At 75.0% G+C, this 20,644-nt stretch carries 18 protein-coding genes and 1 pseudogene; 9 read left to right on the top strand and 10 right to left on the bottom strand.

All coding sequences use genetic code 11. The features are described 5' to 3' along the window. Positions 1 to 154 precede the first annotated feature (154 nt). Positions 155 to 1,369, top strand: a complete 1,215-nt coding sequence (locus ACZ5OX_RS22720) for a cytochrome P450 family protein (protein WP_465632408.1) — start codon at positions 155 to 157, stop codon at positions 1,367 to 1,369. Between the two features lie 128 nt (positions 1,370 to 1,497). Here the strand turns inward: ACZ5OX_RS22720 and ACZ5OX_RS22715 are convergent, their stop codons facing one another. Both ACZ5OX_RS22715 and ACZ5OX_RS22710 read right to left on the bottom strand, forming a co-directional pair. Continuing rightward, positions 1,498 to 2,022 carry a hypothetical protein gene (locus tag ACZ5OX_RS22715; protein WP_465632406.1) on the bottom strand — a complete coding sequence of 175 codons (525 nt, stop codon included), beginning with the start codon at positions 2,020 to 2,022 and terminating at the stop codon, positions 1,498 to 1,500. A 203-nt stretch (positions 2,023 to 2,225) separates the two neighbouring features. Beyond that, positions 2,226 to 2,786 (bottom strand): hemerythrin domain-containing protein, encoded by a 561-nt coding sequence (locus ACZ5OX_RS22710; RefSeq protein WP_465632404.1) that lies wholly within the window; start codon positions 2,784 to 2,786, stop codon positions 2,226 to 2,228. 355 nt (positions 2,787 to 3,141) lie between these two features. On the opposite strand from ACZ5OX_RS22710, the gene ACZ5OX_RS22705 reads away from it, so the two are divergent. Together ACZ5OX_RS22705 and ACZ5OX_RS22700 are read left to right on the top strand one after the other, a co-directional pair. Continuing rightward, positions 3,142 to 4,350, top strand: a complete 1,209-nt coding sequence (locus tag ACZ5OX_RS22705) for a cytochrome P450 (RefSeq protein ID WP_465632402.1) — start codon at positions 3,142 to 3,144, stop codon at positions 4,348 to 4,350. Beyond that, entirely contained in the window at positions 4,347 to 4,577 is a 231-nt protein-coding gene (locus tag ACZ5OX_RS22700; RefSeq protein ID WP_449791372.1) for a ferredoxin, read from the top strand. The genes ACZ5OX_RS22705 and ACZ5OX_RS22700 overlap by 4 nt, the downstream gene beginning before the upstream one ends. A gap of 50 nt (positions 4,578 to 4,627) precedes the next feature. Here ACZ5OX_RS22700 and ACZ5OX_RS22695 read toward each other — a convergent pair whose 3' ends face one another. After that, the gene (locus ACZ5OX_RS22695) at positions 4,628 to 5,242 is read right to left on the bottom strand and encodes a TetR/AcrR family transcriptional regulator (protein ID WP_465632400.1); all 615 of its coding nucleotides are present in this window, start codon (positions 5,240 to 5,242) and stop codon (positions 4,628 to 4,630) included. A gap of 181 nt (positions 5,243 to 5,423) precedes the next feature. On the opposite strand from ACZ5OX_RS22695, the gene ACZ5OX_RS22690 reads away from it, so the two are divergent. Next, positions 5,424 to 8,786 (top strand): hypothetical protein, encoded by a 3,363-nt coding sequence (locus tag ACZ5OX_RS22690; protein WP_465632398.1) that lies wholly within the window; start codon positions 5,424 to 5,426, stop codon positions 8,784 to 8,786. Positions 8,787 to 8,980: 194 nt separating this feature from the next. Here ACZ5OX_RS22690 and ACZ5OX_RS22685 read toward each other — a convergent pair whose 3' ends face one another. Beyond that, entirely contained in the window at positions 8,981 to 9,481 is a 501-nt protein-coding gene (locus ACZ5OX_RS22685) for an HIT family protein (protein ID WP_465632396.1), read from the bottom strand. 183 nt (positions 9,482 to 9,664) lie between these two features. Here ACZ5OX_RS22685 and ACZ5OX_RS22680 point away from each other — a divergent pair, with 183 nt between their 5' ends. Further along, positions 9,665 to 10,420 carry a hypothetical protein gene (locus ACZ5OX_RS22680; RefSeq protein WP_465632394.1) on the top strand — a complete coding sequence of 252 codons (756 nt, stop codon included), beginning with the start codon at positions 9,665 to 9,667 and terminating at the stop codon, positions 10,418 to 10,420. A 4-nt stretch (positions 10,421 to 10,424) separates the two neighbouring features. On the opposite strand, the gene ACZ5OX_RS22675 is transcribed toward ACZ5OX_RS22680, so the two are convergent. The 3 genes from ACZ5OX_RS22675 to bla form a co-directional block, all read right to left on the bottom strand. After that, positions 10,425 to 11,327 carry a hypothetical protein gene (locus tag ACZ5OX_RS22675; RefSeq protein WP_465632392.1) on the bottom strand — a complete coding sequence of 301 codons (903 nt, stop codon included), beginning with the start codon at positions 11,325 to 11,327 and terminating at the stop codon, positions 10,425 to 10,427. Positions 11,328 to 11,485: 158 nt separating this feature from the next. Next, complete coding sequence (locus ACZ5OX_RS22670) at positions 11,486 to 12,613, bottom strand: MBL fold metallo-hydrolase (RefSeq protein ID WP_465632390.1); 1,128 nt, start codon at positions 12,611 to 12,613, stop codon at positions 11,486 to 11,488. 32 nt (positions 12,614 to 12,645) lie between these two features. Next, positions 12,646 to 13,605, bottom strand: a complete 960-nt coding sequence (gene bla, locus ACZ5OX_RS22665) for a class A beta-lactamase (RefSeq protein WP_465632388.1) — start codon at positions 13,603 to 13,605, stop codon at positions 12,646 to 12,648. Between the two features lie 163 nt (positions 13,606 to 13,768). Here bla and ACZ5OX_RS22660 point away from each other — a divergent pair, with 163 nt between their 5' ends. From ACZ5OX_RS22660 to ACZ5OX_RS22650, 3 genes are all read left to right on the top strand, one after another. After that, positions 13,769 to 14,716 carry a LysR family transcriptional regulator gene (locus ACZ5OX_RS22660; protein ID WP_465632386.1) on the top strand — a complete coding sequence of 316 codons (948 nt, stop codon included), beginning with the start codon at positions 13,769 to 13,771 and terminating at the stop codon, positions 14,714 to 14,716. A 101-nt stretch (positions 14,717 to 14,817) separates the two neighbouring features. Then, a complete protein-coding gene (locus tag ACZ5OX_RS22655; protein ID WP_465632721.1) occupies positions 14,818 to 15,681 on the top strand; it encodes a serine hydrolase in 864 nt (287 codons plus the stop codon). Positions 15,682 to 16,234: 553 nt separating this feature from the next. After that, complete coding sequence (locus ACZ5OX_RS22650; RefSeq protein WP_465632384.1) at positions 16,235 to 17,728, top strand: SDR family oxidoreductase; 1,494 nt, start codon at positions 16,235 to 16,237, stop codon at positions 17,726 to 17,728. A 72-nt stretch (positions 17,729 to 17,800) separates the two neighbouring features. Here the strand turns inward: ACZ5OX_RS22650 and ACZ5OX_RS22645 are convergent. Both ACZ5OX_RS22645 and ACZ5OX_RS22640 read right to left on the bottom strand, forming a co-directional pair. After that, positions 17,801 to 17,944, bottom strand: a pseudogene (locus tag ACZ5OX_RS22645) (winged helix-turn-helix transcriptional regulator); the annotation flags it as partial. A 57-nt stretch (positions 17,945 to 18,001) separates the two neighbouring features. Beyond that, positions 18,002 to 19,273: an alpha/beta hydrolase gene (locus tag ACZ5OX_RS22640; RefSeq protein ID WP_465632382.1), complete on the bottom strand. Its 1,272-nt coding sequence runs from the start codon at positions 19,271 to 19,273 to the stop codon at positions 18,002 to 18,004. A gap of 102 nt (positions 19,274 to 19,375) precedes the next feature. Here ACZ5OX_RS22640 and ACZ5OX_RS22635 point away from each other — a divergent pair, with 102 nt between their 5' ends. Next, positions 19,376 to 19,834 carry a MarR family winged helix-turn-helix transcriptional regulator gene (locus ACZ5OX_RS22635; RefSeq protein ID WP_465632380.1) on the top strand — a complete coding sequence of 153 codons (459 nt, stop codon included), beginning with the start codon at positions 19,376 to 19,378 and terminating at the stop codon, positions 19,832 to 19,834. 153 nt (positions 19,835 to 19,987) lie between these two features. Here ACZ5OX_RS22635 and ACZ5OX_RS22630 read toward each other — a convergent pair whose 3' ends face one another. After that, a complete protein-coding gene (locus tag ACZ5OX_RS22630) occupies positions 19,988 to 20,467 on the bottom strand; it encodes a DUF5709 domain-containing protein (RefSeq protein WP_465632378.1) in 480 nt (159 codons plus the stop codon). Positions 20,468 to 20,644 lie beyond the last annotated feature (177 nt).

The raw sequence follows: 20,644 nt of genomic DNA, 5'->3' as shown, positions 1-20,644 counted from the left end.
TGGAGGTGGAGGCGGGCCGGCAGCTCCGCTGGGTTGCCCGTCGCCCTGGCCGGTGCACACCCCCAGCGACACGGCCAAAGTGGGGTGATGTCCCCGGTTTGGTAGGGTCGGACCATCACCGGGGGGTAGTCCCCGTTTTCCAGGGGGGAAGAACGTGCCGGCTCCGACGCTTGCTCCGACGCTTCAGGAACTGTCTCCCGCGGGCCTCGACGTCACCATCGACCCGTATCCCGCCTACGCGGCACTGCGCGAAAAAGGGCCGGTCCACCGGGTGTTCGTCCCGGGATCCGGCGAAGCGTGGCTCGTCGTCGCCCGTGACGAGGCCCGCGCCGCCCTCACGGATCCCCGGTTGAGCAACGACATCCGGCACTCCTCCTCCTGGACCGACGACGGGGGCCACGCCCTCGGGGTCAACATGCTCCAGAGCGACCCGCCCCAGCACACCCGGCTGCGCGAACTGGTCGTCGGCAAGTTCACGGCCGGTCGGATCCGGGCGCTGCGCCCCCGCATTCGGGAGATCGCCGACACCCTGATCGACGCCCTGCCCGAAGCGGGTTCCGCGGACCTCGTCGCCTGCTACGCCCTGCCGCTGCCGATGACCGTCATCTGTGAACTGCTCGGCGTACCGGAGGCGGACCGTGCCGACTTCCACGCCTGGTCCACCGAACTGGTCGCGCCCAGCTCCCCGCAGGCCGCCGGCGCGGCGGCCGGCGCCATGACCGGCCATCTCACGGCCCTCATCGAGGAACGCCGGACCAGCCCGCGCCAGGACCTGCTCAGCGCGCTCGTCACCCCGGCCGCCGACGGGCTCTCCGCCGAGGAACTGCTCGGGATGGCCTTCCTCCTCCTCGTCGCGGGGCACGAGACCACCGTGAACCTCATCTCGGGGACGGTCCTCTCCCTGCTCACCCACCCCGAGCAGTTCGCCGCCCTGCGCGCCGATCCCGGCCTCGTCGACAGCGCGATCGAGGAGACTCTCCGGCACGACGGCCCGGTGGAGTCCGCGGCCTTCCGCTACGCCACCGAACCGGTACGGGTCGGCGACACCACCATCCCGGCAGGCGACAGCGTCCTCGTCTCCCTGGCCGCGGCCTCACGCGACCCGCGCCACTTCCCCGACCCGGACAGGTTCGACATCCACCGCAAGCCCGCCGGCCACCTCGCGTTCGGCCACGGCATCCACCACTGTCTCGGCGCCCCCCTCGCCCGGGTCGAAGCCGCCATCGCCCTGCGCACCCTGATCGAGCGTCGCCCGCACCTCGCCCTCGACGCCGACCCGGCAGACCTCGTGCGGCGGCCGAGCACCATGCTGAGGGGACTGACGAGCCTGCCGGTGCGCTTCCACGACGCGAGCGACGCCGCAGGCTGACACGCTCCCGTGGGCGCGCCGGTCGCGGGGCTTCCGGCACCGATCGCCACACCTCCGCGTGCGGAACCACTCGCCCACGGGCGCGTCACCCGGAGCCGCCGCCCTCCGGACGGCGCACCGACCGGGAGCTACGCCGCCGTGGCGCCTTCGGCGTCCAGCAGCTCGGTGAGCGATGCCCGGTGCAGGGCCGTGACGGGTTCGAGCAGGTCGGGATGGCGCAGCAGCACGGCGGCTTCGCCGTCGTGGACGCCGGGGTCGATCAGGCGCCGCAGGCCCTGGTCGTGGGCCCGGGCCTGGGTGGGGAGCATGGCAGCGGTCAGCATCCGGTGGGCGCGGGCGGCGAGGGCCGGTTCGGCCAGGAGGCATGCGGCCCAGCTGACGACGGTCTCGTCCACCCAGGTGCGCCAGGCGGCGTCCGCGGGTTCGGCGTCGTTGCCGGTGAGCCAATCCAGCCGGTCCGATCCGCCGGGGCCGAGCAGGTGCAGCAGCTGTACGTCGAGGTCGCCGGGGTAGCGCAGGTGGGCCGCGACGGTGGTGGCCTGGACGGCCTGGGCCTCGGCCAGTGCGGCGTTGAGCGCGCCTGCCGGTGGCGGGTAGGCGATCAGCAGCCAGCGGGTGGAGGCGGCTATGACGGGGGCGAGGTCGGTGGGCACGGCGATCGGTCCCTCAGGGGCGGGCTCGCCGGTGTCCGTGGGTCGGGGCCGAAGCGAGCTGCTCGGTGTGCGGGGCTTCGCTGCCCTGCTGCTCGCCGACCAGTGTAGGCGGGACGGCGCGGCCGGCCGCATGACCGGCGTCACGTCCTGCCCGACCGGACGGCCCGGGGCCGGCCCCGAGCCGTCCGGTCGGGCGGTGCGGCTCAGGACTTGCCGCGGCCGGTGGCGAAGTCGCGGGCCCGGTCGACCAGCCCCGCGCCCGGGGCGAGCAGCTTGCTGGCCCCGGGGCTGCTCGGGGCGGCCGGGTGCGGGCGGGTGGGGGCCATCGCCTTCGCGCGGCGGATCTTGTCCCCGAGGTCGTTCAGCTGCTCGGGCGTACAGGCCTGGGCCAGCCTGGGGAACAGATTGTCCTCCTCGTCCTGGACGTGGGCGGACACCTCGTCCATGAGCTGCCGCAGTACGGGGCTCATCTGCGCGTCGGCCGTATCCATCCGCTCCAGCTTCTTGAGGATCTTCTCGACCCGGGCGTGGTCCTCGAGCTCCTTGTCCGCGAGCCTGTCCCCGCCCTGGATGTGCTCGCGCACCGCCGGATAGAGGTACTGCTCCTCGGCCACCGAGTGCCGCACCAGCTCGATGGTGACCTGGTCCACCAGGTCCCGCAGCTCCTGCCCGTGCCCGGTCATCACCCGGATCCGGCCGAACATCTCCTCCACCTCCCGGTGGTCGGCCTTCAGCTCCTCGATCACGTTTCCGTCGTGCCCCATCGTGTTCCCGCCTCTCGTCGTGGCCGGGTCCGCACCCGGCCGGAACGAAGTGATCCCCGGCCCGGGCGCGCCACGCGGGTGAGCCGCACGCAGCTCACCCGATCGGCCCCGGACCGCGCCTCGGACACGCGGCCCGCAGCGGCTCCTGCCTGGACGTGCCCGCTTCGAGTGCCGGTGCGGGCACGGGCAGGACCAGCTGACTGTGCGTGCCGGTGGTGTTACTCTCCTAAAAGAGAGCTGACTCTCACTTGTCGGCCGGACGCCATGGCGCCCGCCCTGGCCCGGGCCCACAGGGGAGAACGGTTCCGCCCAGCGTTCGCTGCTCTTGTGGCCCTTCGGCCGGTGAGGAGAGACCATGACCGCCCCCGCACCGCAGTTACCCTTCGAACGCCCCAACGCCCTGGACCTGGCGCCGCTGTTCGCGCGCCTGCGCGAGGAAGGCCCGATCACGCGGGTGACGACACCCGCCGGCGACCCGGCCTGGCTGGTGACCCGCTACGAGGAAGCCCGGGAGATCCTGAGCGACACCCGGTTCTCCCGGCTGCGCCCCGACGTCGAGGGCGCCCCGAGGATCTCCTCCTCGGCGCTGCACACCCGCCCCGCCCCCACCCCCGAGGAGGAGGACCGCGAGCACGCGCGGATGCGCCGGATGCTGGCGCCCGCGTTCAGCGCGCCGCGGATGCGCCGGATGGGCGAGAGGATCGCGGAACTCGCCGCATCCTGCCTGGACACGATGGAGGAGGAGCGTTCCCGGGATCCGCGACGCGCCGTCAACCTGCACGACCACCTGTCGTTCCCGCTGCCGGTCATGGTGATCTGCGAGCTGCTGGGCGTGCCGGTGGAGGACCGGGGCCTGCTGCGCGGCTGGTCGGAGCGGATCGCCGCGCTGTACGGCGGCGCCGACGGGGCCGCCGCCATGGCCGAGTTCGAGGCGTACGTGGCCGCGATCGCCGAGGAGAAGCGCCGGCACCCGGGGCAGGACGTGATCAGCGACATCCTGGCCGTGCAGGCGCAGGACCCCTCGTTCACCGAGGAGGAGATGACCCGCCTGGCGGTGGGGCTGCTGTTCGCGGGCCACGAGACCACGTCGACCCGGATCGACCTGGGGGTCCTGTTCCTGCTCAGCGACACCGGCCGCCGCGACCGCTTCGCCGCCGATCCCGACGGGTCGGCCCGCGCCACGGTGGAGGAGGTCCTGCGGATGGCCGCGCCCGGCGCCCTGGGCCTGACCCGCTACGCCCGCGAGGACGTCACCGTCGGCGGGGCGGCGATCGCGCGGGGCGAGGCACTGCTGGTGTCGATCAACGCCGCGAACCGGGACGGCCGGGCGTTCGAGGAGCCGGACGCCTTCGACCCGTCGCGTTCCCCCAACGCGCACCTCGCCTTCGGGTACGGCGGCCACTACTGCATCGGCAACGCGCTGGCCCGTACCGAGATGCAGATCGCGCTGACCGGGCTGTTCCGGCGCTTCCCCGGCCTGCGGCTCGCGGTGGACGCGCGCAGCCTGCGCGACCACTCCGAACGGCTGGCGGGCGGCATCGGCGAGGTGCCGGTCCTGTGGTGAACGGGGATCAGCCGCGAGAGCGGCCGGCCGCGCGGGTGACGGCGGACGCCTCCCGGTGCGTGTCGTCGGGGCAGTGCGCGGTGACCGCGCCGTCGGTGTTCGACCAGGACGAGGCCGGACAGGTCGTGGTGCTGGCCGCCGAGCCCGTCGGGCGGGCGGCGGAACAGGCCCGCGAGGCGGCCGCCAGGTGCCCGGTCACGGCGCTCCGGTGGCATCCGGCGGGCTGAGCGGCGGCGGTGCCGGTCGCCCGGCGGGGCGGCCGGCACCTGCCTCGACGTCAGGGCGTGCGGGGGCGCAGCGCGGGGGCGGGACAGGGCAGCGGACGGGCCCCGGCGGGGGAGAGGCCGTCGAGGACCAGGGCCAGGTACCGGCGCCAGCCGTCCTCGCCCGGGCCGATCGTCCACAGCACCGAGACCAGCATGACGACGATGCGGTGCAGGTCGTCGGGTACGAGGTCGGCGCGGATCGCGCCCGCGCCCTGACCGCGCGCCAGCAGGTCGTCGAGGGCGGCGAAGAACTCCTCGCCGGTCGCCGGGGTCAGCACGCCGGCGGCCCGGGCGGCGGCCAGGACGTTGAAGTCGCCGGCCACCGACTCCAGGGCCGCCGCCAGCACGCGGGCCAGCCCGGACGCGGGGTCGGGGTCGTGGGCGGCGGCCTGGATGACGGGACGGACGTTCTCGCCGAAGCGCTGGTCCAGCACGGCCCGCAGGAGCGCGGCCTTGTCGGGGAAGCGTCGGAAGAGCGTCGCGGGCCCGACACCGGCCCGGCGCGCCACCTCGTCGAGGTGGGCTTCGGGGCCCTGTTCGGTGAAGACCTCCCGGGCAGCCCGGATGATCTTCTCAGCGTTGCGGGCGGCGTCGGCGCGCAGCAGCCGGGGAGCGTCGGGGACCATCCCCGCACCCTATCCAAGGGCCGCCGGGCGGCTCGCCGTCGAGCCGTCGAGCCGTCGGGCAGCTCAGCCGCCGGGCCGCCGGGCCGTCGAGCCGCCGGGCGAACCGGCCCCGCGGCCACGTCCGACCACGGCAGCGGAAATCCATTGGGAGACACCCGCCCCGAGTAGCCACACTGACCGCATGCCGCACGAAGCCGATCAGTTCCTCGCCGACCTCGACCTGCTCTCCCACCCGCAGCGCCAACAGCTCGTCGCCCGCACGGCCCGCCAGCTCGCCTCCGACGGCGAGCTCCCCGGGCTGCTGTCCGACCTGGAACGCTCCGGCGTGTACGGCCGTCGGCTGGCCGCGCTCGCCGCGTCGGCCGGTCGCGCCACCGGCTACCTCACCGAGCGGCTGACCGACCCCGACCCGGTGGTCCGCGGGTACGCCCTGCGTGCCGCCCGCACCCACGGCATCCCGGACGAGGCGATCGAGGCGGCCTTCACCGGAGCCTCCTGCACCCTGCGCCGGCAGCTGGCCCGGGTGGTGCGGCAGGGCCGCCGGCACCGGCTCGCCGAGCGACTGGTGGGCCGTCTGCGCGCCGAGTGGGGCGACGCCGAGGCCGCCCGGCTGCTCTCCGCCTGCAGCCCCGCGTTCGTCGCCCGGACGCTGCCCGACCTCGCGCACGCCGCGCCGCTCGCACCGCTGGCCGCACGCTTCCCGGACGAGGTCCTCGACCACCTGGAGCAGGTGATCGCCGAGCGCCCCGAGACGCTGCGGCTCGGTCAGTGGCCCGCGCTCGCCGACGTCCTCGGCACGATCGCGCGAACCCGCCCCGAACGGCTCCTCGGCCTCCTGGAGCGGTTCGGCCCGGACCTCCCGCTGCGCCGCCACCACCTGCCGGCACTGGCCGCCGCGGACGCCGAACGCACCGTCCGCATCCTCGCCGACCCGCGGCGCGGCGCGCTCGGGCCGTACACCGCACCGCCCACGAGCGGCACACTGCGCCGACTGGTGCGCGCCGACCCGCCCTCGCTGCCCGCCCTCGGCCGCCACTGGCTGGCCGCGCCCCGCTGCTTCGTCGCCCTGCTGCGCACCCTTCCGCCGGGCCGGCGCGACGCGTTCCTCGACCTCGTGTACGACGGTGCCCTGCCGCGGGAGGGCGAACTGCCTGCTCTGCTACCGCTGTTCCCGCACGCCCGCCGCCACGCCGAGGCGCGGCGGCAGGCCGCCGCGCGCCTCGCCGAGGGCCGCCCCTGGGCCCGGATCGCCCCCGTCCTGGCCTACCTGCCCACCGAGGAGGCCCAGCCGCAGCTGCGGGCGGCCCTGTCCCGCCCGGACGCCGACGACCGTGCCGCCGCCTGGACGGGCCTGCTCGCCAACGCGGCCGCCTCCGACGACCGGGCCGCCGTCCAGGACGCGCTCGCACTGCTTCCGCGGCTGCGCAACGAGCAGGACCCGGTGCGCTGCGCGGCGCTGACCGCACTGGTCCAGGTACCCGCCCGGTTGCTGACCCCGGCGGCGGTGCCCCACCTCGACGCCGCCGTGCAGGACGCGGTCGACGCCCGCGACTGCTCGTACGCCACCCGGGCCGCCCTGCAGCGGTTGGTCGCCGAGGTGCTGCGCGAGCACGCCCTCGCCGACGGGGCCGAACTGGTCGACTGGGCACTGCGGAGCCTGCGGCGGATCGCCGGGCAGAGCGGCACGGTCGAACTCGGCCCACTGGAGCACCGGCTGCGCCGGGGCCAGGAACACTCCGTGTTCGCGACCCTGCGGCCATGGCTGGACACCATGGCCGACACCGCGGAGTACTGGCTGCTGTTCACCCTGACCCGCTCGCTCGGCCGCCGCGCCCGGGGCATCCCCGAGCTGCAGGAACTCCTCCTGCACGCCCTCCAGTTCGGATCGGACGCCGCGTTCACGAAGGCCGCCGGCCTGTGGCTGGACGACCCGCGCACCCGCGGCGCCCGGGTCGCCGAGATCCTCGAACTCGAGCCCTCCGCCGCCGTCCTGTCGCCGGTGTGCGAGGTGCTGGTCGAACAGCGCACCGACCTCCTCGACCCGCTCCTCGCCCCCGAACCGCCGTACGGGAGGTTCCTGAAGCACCCGCAGCGGGCGGCCCTGCCCCCCACCTGGTCGGCGAGCCGCTGGACCCCGCGCCAGTGGCGGGCCGCCGCCCGGCTCGCCGCCACGGCGGCCGGCGACCCGACCCTGCCGCTGCACGCACGGGCCGCGGCCGTCCGCGCCGCCGCCGCGATACCCGAGTACGGCGAGGCGGTCGTCCGCGCCCAGCTGGACTCCGCCGAGGTGGTGCTCGCCGAGGCGGCGCTCGCCGCACTGGTCTGGACGGACCGGCCCGCCGACGCGCTGCGCGACCTGCTCGCCCACGCGGGCGGCGACCGCGCCCGGGTCGCGATGTACGCGGCCACCCGAGCCGCCCGGTTCGCCCCGCCCCACGAGCTCGCCGAGCAACTCGGCGCCCTGCTGTCCGGAACCCACGGCAGCAAGGTGACCAGCCGCAAGGAGGCGGTGCGGCTCGCTGCCGAGCACCTGCCGCCGCGGACCGCCGCCGACCTGCTGGTGGCCGCGTGCCGCGTCGAGGGCCAGCACCACGACGTGCGCGCCGCCGCGGTCGCCTTCGCGGCCGGCCTGCTGGACGCCGAACCGGTCTGGGACCTGCTCGCCGAAGCCGCCGAACAGGCCCCGCCGCCCGTGCGCCGCGCCGTCCTGCGGGCCGACCCGGCGCACCTGCCCGAGGCCCACCGCGCCCGCTACGCCCGCCTGGTGGCCTCCGTCGCCGCCGCAGCCGACCCGGAGGTCGCGGCGCCGGCTCTGGCCGCACTGCCGCGGTGGGCCGTCTGGGCCCCGGAGACCGCCGACGTGGCCCGACGGGCCGTCACCGATCCGGCGAACCGCGGCGGCTGGCAGCAGGCCGCGGGCGCCGTCCGCGCGCTCGCCGCCTCCGGCCTGCCGCACCCGCTCGGCGGCGCCGCCCCCGGCAGCCTGCTGCACCGCACCCTCACCGAACTCGCTGCCGCCACGCGGACGGACGACCTCCACGCCGCCGACGACCGGGACCTCCCGGCCCGCCGGAGGCTCACCCACCTCGCCGACCTCCCCTCCGACGACCACTACCGGCCACTGCTCGCCGGCACCGCCGACCTGCTCGCGGCCGAACCCGACCTGACGGGCGTCCGAGCGGCCGCGCTGCGCCGCCTGGTGGACCCGGCGGCCGGCCCCCAGGCACTGGCAGAGGCGCTCGGCGCCCTCGCCGACGCCCACCGGGGCCGCCCGGCGGCGGCCGCGCTCACCGCGCTGACGCTGCTGCGGGAGCACGCCTCCGGCCCGCTGCCGCCGCCCGGGACACTCGACGCACTGGCGCACACCGCCCGCCGCGACGACGCCGACCCGGCCGCCGGACTGTTCGCAACGGCGCTGACCGAGGCGTTCGGGGACCGCCTCGGCTGGCCCCGGGAATGGCGGGTCCTGCTGCGGGACCTGCGCAGCCACCCCTCGGCGGACGTCCGCGAGCGCGCCCTCGCGGCCGTCATCCACCGGGAGTGATCGACGGCCGGCCCGCCCGACGTACGGCCACCACCTGCGTCGGGGCTCCTCCCAAGCCCGGCTGGGCGGGCCGTCTCCTCGAACTCGTCCACTCCGAGCTGCACGCGCGGAGGGCCGGGATCCCGGGCCTGTGACGGGGCCGGGCGAGCGGGCTGTCCTCCGTCGACCGTCAGGTCGCCCCTCCCCGACGTGTCTCACTCCGCGCCGGCCGCCCCGGCGGCCGGCGCGGACAGCACGTCGAGTTCGTGGCCGATCGCCTCGCGCAAGGCGTCGTGCTCCGGTCCGAGCACGCTCGCGGGATCGCGCCAGTTCTCCGCGGGATACCGCCACACCGGATGGCCGACGAGGTCCGGGCTCTCCCACTCGAACCGGGGCCAGACATGTGCGTGGAGGAAGTCGTCGGTGTTTCCGAGGATCTCCAGGTTCACGCGCCGGAACTCCGGGTCCAGACGCCGGCAGGCCCGTTCCACGGCCTCACCCAGCCGGTCCATGTCCGACAGGAAGGCCATCCGCTTGGTCCGGGGGAGATCGGACAGGCGCCGCACAGCGGGCTCGTCCACCAGGAGAACCGAGTACCCGGGCAGGAACTGCACGTCACCGATCACCGCGAAGCCGGCGTCAAGCCGCCGGAGCACAGTGGGGTTCACGCCTTTCAGGGCGCTGCCGATCCTGTCGTCCCGCCAATCGCCACCCATGACAGCGCAGCCTATACACGCGCGCGCTGTCGATCGCTCCCGACGCCCGGCGACTCCGAACGGGTCCCCCTCGCCGCTCATGCGAGTGACGACTCGTGGCGTGGAAGCGAGCTGAGGCTGTCCTGACGCGCCAGTACGCAAGGGTTCGGCCACGACTTTTTTCTTGCGGACGCGGAGGCGATCGTGACTGCCGGACGGAATGTTGGTGTGGGGTGGCTGGTTCGGGTGGCCGCGCCGGTTGTGCTGCTGGCCCTGGCGACGGGGTGCGGCGGTGGCGGCGGCTCGTCCTCCGGCACGACGCCCGCGTCGACCCAGTCGACCGCGGAGACGCCCGCGCCGACGGCGTCGTCCGGCTCGAATCCGAGTCCGAACGCGATCGCCACGCTCTTTCCCGGCAGCAATGGCGCCCCGGCGGTGACCAAGGCGCAACTTCCCGCCACGCAGCTCGGCGGGCGTACCGTCGAACCCGTGGTGCTCGCCGGACGTCCCAGCACCCCCGAAAGCGGCACCGCCGCTGCCTCCGCCGCCGGCACGACGGCCGCCGTTGCCGCCGCTGCCGCCGCCTCCGCCGCCGGCACGACGATCGGGGCCGTGCATCTGTCGGCGGGAAGCTTCTCGGTGGCCGACAACCCGTGTACCGGAAGGACTCTTCACTCCGGGGACACCTGCACTCTGACGGTCGCGTTCCGTCCGACGACCGTCGGCACGCAGAGCGCCGAACTCACCGTCTACACGACGGCGGCCGACGCGGTCTACCGCGTCGAGCTGGTCGGTGAGGGGCTGGAGTCTTCGCTTTCACCTTCGCCATCGGGGAACTCGCCCACGCCCGAGAGCACGTCCTCGGCCGCGTCGCCTCCGGCTGTGTCGCCCCACGCCACGTCGCCGGCGGCCACGTCGCCGCACGCCACGTCGCCCTCGGCCGTGGCAACGGCGAGCTGAGGCGTCAGCCGAGCGTCTCGATGCGGATGTCGTCGTCGTCCCGCAGGACCACGGTCACGTCCTTGGGCTGGCGGCGGTCGTAAGAGACGAGGTAGTAGCGGGCGCTGGACTTGGCGAGCAGGATGAACCCCCGGTACTGGTAGCGGTACGGCCCGCCCGAATCGCCGAGGTCCGTGAAGTAGATGCCGCTGGCATCGTGGGTGATGAGGGAACGGGAGTAGATCAGGACGCTGACCCGTCCCGCGAATCCGGCTTCCGAGTCGCGGACGGCCTGGTCGTCCCCGGCTTCGTCCGCGTAGTGCGCCAGGGAGAAGAACAGGCTCATCGTCAGCAGCCCGATGAGCACCGCGCCGGCGAGCATCGGGATCCGCCCGCCGGCCAGCGGATGGCCCCGCTCCCGGAGGGCGGCCCGGTAGAGGCGCAGCGAGAACAGGGCCAGCGCGGCGCCGAGCGCCACCACCAGCGGAGGAATGACCGTGCGCGGCCAGCCGGCCTTCAGGAGTGACAGGATGCTGCGGGTCCACCAGGGCGGCTGGGTGAAGATGAGGAATCCCGTGAGGAGCAGCAGGCCGCCGGTGATTCCGAACGCGGCAGCGGCTCGCTGCCGCAGCGGCTTCTCCCGCGGACGCGCCAGCCAGTGTTCGACCAGGGCGAAGAACGTCAGGACGAGGAGCGCGCACCACAGCAGTGCCCAGAGCGGGAGGAACAGGGCTGTGGGGCTGACGGTCAGGTAGCTCTCACGCGACAGCTCCAGGTCGCTCGTCGGGACGCCGAGGTGGCCGTAGTACGACGACGTGTAGGTCCTGCCGATGTAGTACAGCAGGCCCACGACGACCGATCCCGGGGCCACGACGTAGGCGGCCTTCTCCAGAAACGCCTTGCTCCGGTCGTCCGGTGGCTTGGCCACGGGTTCGGTGGCGGCCGCGGTGCCGCCGGTACCGCGGATGGTCCCGGCGCGTGCCGCCGGCCGGCGGACACGGCGAGCCGCGCCCCTGGCGCGAGGGGGACGCTCGGTCACCGGTCATCCAGTTTCATGCCCCCACAACGAGACACCTCATGCTTCGGTCACGGACGGCCCGACGCCGGTGCGGGCGTCACGCGCGGGCCGACTCCCGTCGCGGCTGCTTCCGCCTCCTCCGCGGCCTCCGCTTCGGCGATGCGGCCGCGCAGCATCGCGTCCATGACGGCCATGTACCGCTGCGTGCGGGGGCTGCCGAGCAGGAAGGGGTTCGCGGCGCCGGGCGGTTGGTGCCGCAGGTGTTCGACTCGTTCGAGGTCGTGGTCGTTCGGGTGGTTGGAGAGTTCGACCTCCACGTTCGTGCGGCGCATGACGGCCCGGAAGGAGTGGACGGAGGCGAGGTGGGTGCGCAGTTCCGGCACCGTCGAGGGCGGGTTGAGGCCGCCCCACAGCATCGCGCTGTGGTGCCGGCGTCCCGCCCGGACCGGGATGACCGGGGAGACGGTGCCGGGGGTGTGGCCCGGGGTGTGGTGCAGCTCGATCGTCGTACCGCCGAGTGTGAGCTGGGCGCCGTCCGTGATGTCGAGGTCGCGGACGGGGGCGTCGGAGGGGCGGGTGCGGGTGAGCAGGTCCCAGTCGGCCGGGGACATGTGCACGCGGGCGCCGTAGCGGTCGGCGAGGGCCTGTGCGCCGCCGAAGTGGTCCGCGTGGCCGTGGGTCACGACGACGTGCCGGATCGCCGCCGGGTCGGCGCCGGCCGCCCGCAGCCCGGGGATGATCACGTCCTCGGCGTCGGCGGGTGAGGTGAGTGCGTCGATCAGCACGATGCCGTCGTCCGTCAGCACCGCCGTCGCCGAGACCCGGCCAGCGCTCAGCAGCACGAGGTTGTCGAACAGTTTGACGGGCTCGGGCTCGGGCTCGGGCTCGGGCTCGGGCTCGGGCGTAGGCGCGGGCAGCGGGGGAAGACCGGTGCCGGGTGTCAGCGCCGTCACCAGGGCCCGCAGCACGGGGTCGTCGGCGGCGAGGCGGCGGGCGCGATCGTAGTGCGCGCGGGCGGCGGGCGGTGCTTTCGGGGGAGCGGGGGTGGGTGTCCTCGGGGGAGCGGGCGTGGCGGCCGAGGCCGGGCCCGGCGGGGCGGCCGGGGCTTCGTCGGTGACACCGAGGACGGCGAGCTGGGCGAGGCGGCGGCGGGTGAAGTCGGCTTCCGTGGCGGTCCGGCGGGTGGGGCGGATCATCGCGGTCGGGGCTCCTGGTCGGTCGGGGAGGGTCAGCCGAGGGCGCTGACGACGGTCTTCGTCGCCTGGGCGATCAGGGCGTCGTCGGAGGTGGCGCCCTCCTTGCCGCGGTCGGACAGGACGACGATCACGATCGGGCTGCGCCCGCCCGACGGCCATGCCACGGCGACGTCGTTGCGGGTGCCGTAGCCCGCGTTGCCGGTCTTGTCGCCGATCCTCCAGTCGGCGGGCACCCCCGCGCGGACGTACGGGCCGCCGGTCGTGTTGCCGACCAGCCAGTCCGTCAGCAGTCCGCGCCGGCCCTCCGGGAGGGCGTCGCCGAGCACGTAGCGGCGCAGGTCGGCGGCGAGGACGCGCGGCGTGCTGGTGTCGCGGGTGTCGCCCGGGGTGGCTTCGTTGAGGGTGGGTTCGGTGCGGTCGACGTTGGTGGTCGAGTCGCCCAGGTCGCGCAGGGACCGCTGGACGGCGGCCGGGCCGCCGAGCTCGGCGGTGACGAGGTTGGCCGCGGTGTTGTCGCTGTACTGGATGGAGGCGGCGGCCAGGTCGCGCAGCTTCATGCCGGTCGCCACGTGCTGCGAGGTGACCGGTGCCCACGCCAGCACGTCCTCCTGGCGGTAGGGGACGACCTTGTCCAGGTCCGCGTCGGATGCCTTCCGCAGCAGGGCCCCGGCGGCGAGCGACTTGATCGTGGACGCGAACGCGAACCGCTCGTCGGCCCGGTGGGTGACCTCCCGGCCGCTGCCGGTGTCCACCGCGAACACGCCGAGCCGGGCGCCGAACTGCTGCTCCAGTGCCGCGAAGGAGGCTTCCGCCGCGTCGGTCGCGGGCGCGCTCGCCACCGCCGCGCTCGGGGCCGCCGAGCCCGGGGCCGTCGTGCCGGGGGCCGACGTCGTCGAGGCGCTGCCCGTCCGGCCGCACCCGCCGATCAGCACGGCCACGAGCAGGGCCACCGCGGGCAGCGCGGTGCGGGGGCGGTGGAGGGCGTGCGTCATCGGTGGTCTCCCAGGTGGTTCGTGCCGTCGCGGTCACGGTCGCGGTTGTTCCGTTGCCGTCGCTCCGTCGCGCCGTCGCGCTCAGCTAAACAGGCCGCCGACCCCCCAGTCCAAGACCGCAATCGTGAAGCGGACGATAGGAAAACACCTATGATTACTGGCCATGGACCTGCTGGGGCACCTCCGCCACTTCCGCGCCGTCGCCGAGGAACGGCACTTCGGCCGCGCCGCCGAGCGCCTGCGGATCGCCCAGCCCTCGCTCTCCCAGCGGATCCAGCGCCTCGAACGCGAACTCGGTGTGACCCTGTTCGACCGCGGCCCGCGCGGCGTCGACCTCACCCCGGCGGGCCGGTTGCTACTCGCCGAGGCCGAGGAGACGCTGGACAGCGCCGCCCGCCTCCTCGCCACCGCCGCCGACCTGCGCAGCGGACGGGCCGGCACCCTGCGCGCGGCCGTCCCGCCCGAACTCGGGCCGGCCGCCCTGGCCGCGCTGCTCACCGGCTTCGAGACCGCCTCCCCGGGCACCCGGCTCGAACTGCGGGAACTGCCGGTCACGGCCGTGGTGCGCGAACTCGCCCAGCACACCGTCGACGTCGCCGTCGTCCGCCACCCCTGCCCGGCCGACGGACTGGCCTTCGGCCCTGTCCTGCACCAGCCGCTCGGCGTCCTGCTCGCCGCCCGCAGTCCGTACGCCGACCGCCCGGAGCTCGCGGTGGCCGAACTGACCGGCCTGCGCCTGGTCCTCTTCCCACGTGCCGCGGCCCCGGCCCTGTACGACGAGGTCCTCACCACGCTGACCAGGCACGGCTGCACCCCCGAGGTCGTCGTCGATCCGCCGGGACCGGACGTCGCGGGCGCGCTCGTGCTGACCGGCAGCGCCATCGCCCTGGTGCCGCGCACCACACCACCACCGGGTACGGTCTGGCGTCCGCTCACCGGCACCCCGCTGGCCTGGCGGACCTCCACGGCCTGGCCGGCCGGGCGGGGCGGGCCCGCCGTCCGGCTGTTCGCCCAGGCCGCCCACGAGGCGCTGACCGGACCCGGCGGCCTGCTGCCCCAGCCGCCCAACCGCCCGCTCTACCCCCGGCCCGCAATGGAGTTCCCGCTGTGACCAGCGACCGCACGGCAGCCGACCGCACCGCAGCCGACCGCCCGGCTGCCGACCGGACCCGAGCCGACCGGGCCCCGCACAGCCGGGCCGCGCGCACCCGCATCGCCGCGGCCTTCGCCGACGCGGGCGTCACCGGCTGGCTGCACGCGCGCGACCTCGACACCGGCGCCGAGATCGCCCTCGGCGCGGACACCGTCGTCAGCACCGCCAGCGTCCACAAGGTCTGCCTGCTCGTGACGCTGTACCGCGAGGCCGCCGCCGGACGGATCGACCTGACCCGGCAGGTCGACGTCCCCGCTGCCGGCCGCACCCCCGGGGGGACCGGCCTCGGCGCCATGCTCGACCCGGCCCGCCTCTCCCTGCGCGACCTCGCCTACCTCACCGCGGCCGTCAGCGACAACACCGCCGCCGACACCCTGTGGGACGAGATCGGCCTCGACACCGTCAACCGCACCATGGCCGACCTCGGCCTGAGCCGCACCGTCGCCGTGCACAAGCTCCGCGACCTCATCGCCGCCCTCGCCGAGGACACCGGCCCGGACTCCCCGGTCGACCCCGCGGTCGTCGCCCGCCTCAGGGTCCTCGACCCCGCCTTCACCAACCACAGCACCCCCCGCGACATGACCACCCTGCTCGCCGCCCTCTGGCACGGCGACGCCTGCCCCGGCGACCACGGCGCCGCCCTGCGACGCCTCCTCGGCCTCCAGGTCTGGCCGCACCGCCTGGCCTCCGGCTTCCCCTTCGACGACGTCCGCGTCCACGGCAAGACCGGTACCCTCCGCACGCTGCGCCACGAGGTCGGTGTCGTCGAGTACCCCGACGGCGGCCGCTACGCGCTCGCCGTCTTCACCCGCGCCGCCGCCACCGCCATCACGCTGCCCGCCGCCGACGCCGTCATCGGAACCACCGCCCGCCTCGCCGTCGACGCCCTCCGGGCACGGGCGGCAACCGGCGCGACGGGCTGACCGCGGCGGAGGTGCCGGGCGCGGGCGGCCGCCGGTGGTCCGCGGACCGCCGAAACGCCGGTGCCGGCGCTGGAAGGCACCAGGACCGGGCATGAGCATTTCGTCGGACTGGCGGCTCGGAGCCGGAAGGGGCTGCCCGCTTCGCGGCGGCGACGTACCACGCGGTCGCGCCGGTGTGCGGGGAGGCGTAGGAGACGTCGTCCGGCCCCTGCCCCGGTCTTGACCGTCGCGTGAGGCCGCGACGAGTCCTGTCGTCCCGTCGGCGTTCTCGGCGGCGTGGTTCCGGGCCGTCTGCAGCGTGGTGATCAGCGCTGCGGCCCTGTCGGAGTCCCCGGCGCCCTTGCGTGCCTGGTGGCAGCGCCGCCCGGGTCCTCGACCGAGGCCACGCCACGCCGTGGCCTCGGCTGCCGAGTCCTTGAAGCCCGCCACGGCAGCCGCTTCGACGGTGCCGGCCGGGTCGCGGGCTCCGAAGGGGATGCGTGATCCTGATCCTGCTGCTCCGGTCCACCGCAGGACCCGGCGGGCCGGGCCGGCCTTCGGACGAGGAGTCGAGATGGACACAGAGCGGGCCGTGGCGAGGCACTGCCTGGTGACCGGTGCGAGCGGCTACATCGGCGGCCGCCTGGTGCCCGAGCTGCTCGCCCGGGGACACCGCGTCCGCTGCCTGGTGCGCAAGCCCGCCCGGCTCCGGGACCAGCCGTGGCGGGCGGACGTCGACATCGCCACCGGCGACGTGAGCCGGCCCGAGACCCTCGCAGCGGCCTTCGACGGCGTCGACGTGGCCTACTACCTGGTGCACTCCCTCGGCACCGGACCGGCCTTCGAGGCCACCGACCGGGCGGCGGCCCGTGCGTTCGGAGCCGCCGCCGCGGCCGCGGGCGTCACCCGGATCGTCTACCTGGGCGGCCTCGTCCCCGCCGGGGTGCCCGAAGCGGACCTCTCGCCCCATCTGCGGTCCCGCGCCGAGGTCGGCCGGATCCTGCGCGGCAGCGGTGTGCCCACGGCCGAACTGCGTGCGGCCGTGATCATCGGCTCCGGCAGCGCCTCGTTCGAGATGCTCCGCCACCTCACCGAACGCCTGCCCGCGATGGTCACGCCGCGGTGGGTCTCCACCCGGATCCAGCCGATCGCCGTCCGGGACGTCCTGCGCTACCTGGCCGGCGCCGCCGGTCTGCCACCCGGAGTGAACCGCACCTTCGACATCGGCGGCCCCGACGTCCTGACGTACGCGCAGATGATGCACCGCTACGCCCGGCTCACCGGACTGCGACGGCGTCTCATCGTCCCCGTGCCGGTCCTCACCCCCGGCCTCTCCAGCCACTGGGTCGGCCTCGTGACCCCGGTGCCGAACTCCATCGCCCGTCCGCTCGTCGAGTCCCTGCGCCATGAGGTCGTCTGCGGCGAACACGACATCGCCCGGTGGGTGCCCGACCCGCCGGAGGGCCTCACCGGTTTCGACCAGGCCGTGGCCCTCGCCCTGCGCCGGATCAAGGACGCCGACGTCGCCACCCGCTGGTCCTCGGCCTCCTTGCCCGGCGCCCCCAGCGATCCGCTGCCCACCGACCCCGACTGGGCCGGCGGCAGCCTCTACCAGGACCTCCGGGAACGCACCGTGACCGCGTCACCCGCCGCCGTCTGGCGGGTGATCGAAGGCATCGGCGGCGACAACGGGTGGTACTCCTTCCCGCTCGCCTGGGCCCTGCGCGGCCGGCTCGACCGGCTGGCCGGCGGCGTCGGCCTGCGCCGGGGCCGGCGCGACCCCGCCCGGCTGCGGGTCGGCGACTCCCTCGACTTCTGGCGGGTCGAGGAGATCCAGCCGGGCCGGCTGCTCCGGCTGCGCGCCGAGATGCGGCTGCCCGGTCTGGCCTGGCTCGAACTGTCCGTCACACCGGACGGTGAGCACCGCACGCGCTACCGCCAGCGGGCGCTCTTCCACCCGCACGGCCTGGCCGGCCACGCCTACTGGTGGTCGGTCGCGCCGTTCCACACGGTGGTGTTCGGGGGAATGGCCCGCAACATCACCGAACGCGCCCGCCAGGAGCCGTGACACCGCCCGGACCACCCGGTCGTGCCGGACCCGCCGTCGAGGCCGACCACCACCGCACTGTCCCGCGCGGCGGGGCGGTGGCCGCCGGGTGATCCGGTCGAACAGGTCGGTCAGCGGCTCGCTGACGTCCCGGCCGAACTCGGAGAGCCCGTAGGCGACCTGGGGCGGCGTCGTCGGCTCCGCCTTCCGCCGGACCAGGCCGTCCCGGGCCCACGCGGTCCCCCCGCCCGGCGGGGGCCGGCCCCCGCGGGCCGGCCCCTCGGGGAACGGGCGTCAGCTCCGGCGGCGCCGGGCGAGCCGGACGTCGGTGAGCGCGGTCGGGGCGCCGCCGAGCCACCAGGTGGGGTCGGCACTGCCGTCGGTGGTGCGGCCGTCGCGGTGGACGTAGTGGCGCACATCCCGCCCGGGCTCGGCGAACTCGCCGGCGAGGGCCCGCTGCAGCCATTCCGCGCCGAACCGGAAGACCTCGGCGGCCACGCCCCCGAGCGGGTGGAACTCGTCCTCGTAGACCCGCAGTTCCTTCGGCGCCCGGACGCGCTCGAAGCTCTCCAGCGCCTGGCCGAGGTCGGTGAGCTCGTCGAACTCGCCGATCCCGTACAGCACCGGGCAGGTGATGTCGGCCACCAGGTCGCCCAGTGGCATCCGGTGGGCCAGGTCGCGGTCGAAGGCCGCTTCGTCGGTGTACCCGGCCATGTACATGTAGTTGTTCTTGAAGGTCGGCTGGGCGCGCTCGAAGATGGTCGCGAAGTCGCCGGTGACGGCCTCGAAGGCGGCGAGCGCGGCCAGGCGTCCGTCGACGGCGGCGGCCCGGGATCCCCAGTAGCCGCTCATCGAGATGCCGAACATGCCGATCCGCTCGGAGTCGACCTCCGGGAGCGCGGCCAGGTGGTCGAGGTAACGGCCTATCGCCCGCTCGTAGTTGCCGAGGTCGACGGTCAGTCCGCCGGCGCGGCTCTCGCCCTGGCCGGGCCCCTCGATGGAGAGCGCGACCATGCCGCGCGAGGTGTAGTAGCGTTCGGCGGCCCAGATGTAGTCCTCCTTGATCATGTCCATCCCGGGGCCGAGGATGACGGCCGGCGCGTTCTCGACCGGCCCGGCCGGCAGGTGCAGCAGGGCGTGGATCCGCGAGCCCTCGAAGTCCAGCTCCACCCGCCGCACCCGGCCGTCGCGCAGTGCGCCCAGGCGCTCCACGCAGTGGTTGGCGCGCGCACGCATGGCCGTCTTGCGCGGGTCCGCGGCGTCGAAGATCGAGTACTGGGCCCGGCCCCACATCACCGCCGCCCTCAGGTAGAGGTCGGCGGCGGTCTGGGCGAAGCCGCCGCGCTCGTGGTGGGCGGCGCGCTCCTCGGTCTGACCGGCCACCGTCGCCCACGCCTTGGGCAGCATCGCACCGCTCCTGACCAGCGCGAAGACCTTGGCGAAGTCGGTGTGGTCGTGGCCCAGCTGCTCCATGGTCCCGACGGCCTCGGGGTGCAGCGCGTCGAAGCCGCCCTGGGCGAGGGCGGTGTCCAGGGCCCAGCTCTGGCCGGTCGATCGGATGGTCATGGGTCTCCTCCTGGGGTCCGCTTGGTTAAGTACTTAATGGGTAAGTACTTAGTCATTAAGTACTTAGGTTAGGCTGGTTGTCAACCCGCCGAAAGGACCACCATGAGCAGCACATCGCCCACCGAGGACCGTGCCGAAGCACTCGACCGCCTGGCCCGCGCCGCCTACCGCCTCAGCGCCGCCGACGCCCGGCTGCGCGGGCGCGCCACCCGAACCCCGGGCGCACTCTCCCTCACCCACGCCCGGGCCCTGCGCGTCCTGGCCGAGCAGGGCCCCCTCACCATCGGCGGGCTCGCCGCCGGCACCGAGACCACCGGCGCCGCCACCACCCAGCTGGTCAACGGCCTTGTCACGGCCGGCTACGTCACCCGCACCCGCCAGCCCGAGGACAAGCGCTCCGTCCTGGTCGCCCTCACCGACGCCGGCCGGGCCCGGCACGGCCAGCGCCAGAAGGTGCTGACCGAGGCCCTGCACGCCGATCTGGAGGACTACGACGACGTCGCCCTCGACCAGGCCACCGAAATGCTCCAGCGGCTGTCCGCCGTCTACGACCGGCTCTGAGTCCACCGGGCCCGCCCTCGCGCCCGGGGCGTCAAGTCCTCCGTCGGCGGACGAGGTTGACGGCACTCGCGGACTCCTGCGGGCGCCGCCGGCCCGGCGCCGTGCGGCGGGCCGGACCGGCCGGGCGTGCCGCGGGTCCGACGGCACCGGGTGCTACGGGGCGGTCTCTTCCTGCCCGTCCGGGACGACGTGCACCGCGGCTTCCTCCGCGCCCGCGGCGCCGCCGTCGACGCCGACGTCGGACGCGGGGAGGCCCTTCTCCGTGTCGGGGCGGGTGCCCTCGTCGGGGGCCACCAGCCGCCCGGCGCGGCGGGTCCCGGTGGCCCGGGGGTCGACCGGCTCGCCCTCTCCGTCGGGCAGGTCGCCGATTCCGTCGTCCTCGTCGGGCCGGACGTCGGGCTCCTCCTGGGCGAGGCGTTCGTCCAGCGTCTCGCCGTCTCGCTGCTCGGCGGCCGTCACCCCCACCTTGCCGACGCCCAGCGGCTTCTCCGGCGGCGAGTAGCCCTCGTCGAGCAGGTCGTCGTAGTCGCGCTCGTCCACCGCGTCGTCCATGTCCAGGGGCGCGGCGTCCGCCTGCTCCTCCATGTTCCCGGTCGGCTGGTAGACGTCGTCCCCCCTGGCTTGGTCGCTCATGTCCCCGTGCCTCTCCGTTGTCCGGCGCGCCTTCGCGCGCCGGCCTCAGCTCTCGCTCGGTTGTTCGGCCTTCCCCTCGGTCCCCTCGGTCCCCTCGGTCCCCTCGGTCCCCTCGGTCCCCTCGGTCCCCTCGGTCCCCTCGGTCCCCTCGGTCCCCTCGGTCCCCTCGGTCCCCTC

This window comes from Kitasatospora sp. NPDC032121 (assembly GCF_055580145.1).
This window is presented reverse-complemented; position numbering and strand designations above follow the sequence as displayed.